Origin of the sequence: Bifidobacterium sp. M0399, assembly GCF_016100595.1 — a bacterium.
Taxonomy (GTDB): Bacteria; Actinomycetota; Actinomycetes; order Actinomycetales; family Bifidobacteriaceae; genus Bombiscardovia; species Bombiscardovia polysaccharolytica.
Window position 1 is genome coordinate 1 of record NZ_JACFSD010000010.1, and the last position, 2,458, is coordinate 2,458.

At 63.7% G+C, this 2,458-nt stretch carries 3 protein-coding genes; all 3 read left to right on the forward strand.

Annotated features, from left to right (window positions below):
* The first annotated feature begins 69 nt into the window (after positions 1-69).
* The 3 genes from H3V09_RS08910 to H3V09_RS08920 all read left to right on the forward strand — a co-directional run bounded on the left by H3V09_RS08910 (position 70) and on the right by H3V09_RS08920 (position 2,319).
* Positions 70-1,500: a ParB/RepB/Spo0J family partition protein gene (locus tag H3V09_RS08910; protein ID WP_015022037.1), complete on the forward strand. Its 1,431-nt coding sequence runs from the start codon at positions 70-72 to the stop codon at positions 1,498-1,500.
* 177 nt (positions 1,501-1,677) lie between these two features.
* Positions 1,678-1,947: a hypothetical protein gene (locus H3V09_RS08915; RefSeq protein ID WP_033512165.1), complete on the forward strand. Its 270-nt coding sequence runs from the start codon at positions 1,678-1,680 to the stop codon at positions 1,945-1,947.
* 24 nt (positions 1,948-1,971) lie between these two features.
* Entirely contained in the window at positions 1,972-2,319 is a 348-nt protein-coding gene (locus H3V09_RS08920; RefSeq protein ID WP_015022035.1) for a hypothetical protein, read from the forward strand.
* Positions 2,320-2,458: the final 139 nt, after the last annotated feature.

Genomic DNA, 2,458 nt, shown 5'->3' on the forward strand with positions numbered 1-2,458 from the left:
TCCGCTATACCCGGGCCGCCATTCCAGGCGTCGGCACAAACAGTCCCGGCACCAAGGAAAGGAACACCCATGAACACCACAACCACAGTGACCATGCTGCCCATCGACGCCATCAGGCCCAACGACGCCAACCCCCGAAGCGAGATAGGAGACGTGTCGGAGCTGGCCATGAGCATCGCGTCCCAAGGCATACAGCAGGCCCTGGTCGTCACACCGGCGAACCAGGAGGGGCGGCACACCCTGGTCATCGGACACCGGCGGCTGGCGGCCGCCGAGCAGGCCGGCCTTGCAACCGTGCCCTGTATCATCACCGACATGGACGAGCAGACCCAGGCGGAGGTGATGCTGGTAGAGAACATACACCGTGACCAGCTCACCGCCCTGGACGAGGCACGCGGATACGCCCACCTCCTGGACCTTGGCGAAGACGTGGACCAGATGGCCAAAGCCACTGGCCGCAGCCGCAGCACCGTGCAGCGACGGCTCAAAATATCGTCCATCGACGACGAGAAAATACTCGCGCTGCCATCCCAGCTGAGCTTCGAGGAATTGGAGACGATAGCCGACTTCCGCGACGACGAAGGCCTGCAAGACCAGCTCATCAAAGCCGCAGGCACCAACAACTGGAACATGACACTGCACCAGGTCCAGGCCAAACGGTCGCTGGACAAGTGGATCGAACAGGCCCAGGAAGCCATCAAGCAGGCCGGGCTGCCCATCGTGCCGCTGACACCATCACAATCCTGGTCTGACCCGGAAGGTTGGCGCACCATCGCCCGATTCTCCCCGGATACCGACCCCGACCCCAAGCAGGCCCTCGACACATGGCTGGAGGAATGGGAAGGCGACAAACCCACGGCCGCCGGACTGCTCGACCGTGGCGGACAGTGGCGCGTCAAAATCACCCTGCTGGAGCCATACACCCAACAGGACCAGGAGGACGAACGCCGGCAAAGAGAGGATGACCTGGCCAGGTGGCAAGCCGAACAAGAAGCCGAAATCGCACCGGCCAAGCAACTGGACACGGCAAGCCACGACCTGCGGCTGGCCTACACGCAACGGCTCATGTCCCTCAAACGCCCCGCCAAAAACCAGTCCCAGGCCCTGTCCATGCTGGTCATCGCCCAAGCGAGCCAACGCACCTGGTGGGTCAGCCGGGACCAGGTGCGGGACACATGGCGCGCCATCGTCCAGGACCAGGAAGCCGAGCTGGCGCAAAAGGCCGACCTTGACGAGAGTCGCCGCACCCAGACGGCCTTCGCCCTGTGCCACGCCATCATGGAGACACAGATCAACCACGAGACCTGGCGCAGCCAAGACGACATAGACGGCCTGCTCAAACCCCTCTACCGTGCCCTCCAAACCGCAGGCTACGCCATCAGCGACGAAGAGCAATCCGGTCTCGACGGCGACCTGGTGCCCCGACCTGAAGAGGAAGACAACGAAGGGAACGAAGATGAAACAGACGACGGCGACCAGGAGGAGGACACCAAAGAGTGAATGAACCCCGCAGCCGGCCCCGCCACCAAGCGGGGCCGGCTGCCGGCGGCGGCGCAGCGATGCCTCGCGCCACCCCACGGGGTGGAATCGGCATCGTCGAACGCCCCGCGTTCGGACAGCCAGACCGCAACGCGAGGAACGCACGACTGGTTTGTATGTGCAATTTGTACTACACTCATGGTCATGGAGATCGAGATAGAGCAATCAGCCCGCAAGCACGGCTGCGCCGACGACGAAATCAGGCACGCGGTCCTCCACTCCATAGGCCACGAACAAATCGAGGGCTACGGCGACGAGATGACGGTGGTCTTCGTCGGCCAGCCACACCCCGGGGCCCTACCCGACAACCTGCTCGAAGTCATCGTCAGCAAATGGCAGGACGGCCAGCTCCACGCCTTCCACGCCATGCCGCTGACCAGCCGGTGGCAACATCTCAGATACCAATAGACACAACCAACAAGGAGCCAGACCATGACCAACACACAGACACCCGCCGACAGGGCAGCACACGCCGAAGCACTCGACCGCATGGCCGACGCCGGCCAATTCACACCCATCGAAGGCACCCGGGTATACCGGGGCTACGACGCCGGCCCCCTGACCGACGACGACCTGCTCTCCATCTTCGCCGGCCGCCCCCGCGACGAACTCAAACAACCCACCAGCAAAACCTGGCAGGTACGCACCACCCCGGCCCTGGACCAATGGGCCGAAGCCGCCGTCAAAACAGAAGGCACCAACCTATCGGCACTGATCCGCCAAGCCACCGCCGAATACCTGGCACACCACTACCCAGGACTCCGAAGCCAGATGGCCTGACCCATCAGGGCAACATCATCAAGGGACCCCTCAACGGGGTCCCTTTTTCCATGCTCGGCTCGGCCGGGGTTGTGGTCATCGGCGGCTGCGCCTTGATGTCTGGCCGCCGCTGTCGCACGCCTGCGGCGTGCTGCTGAAG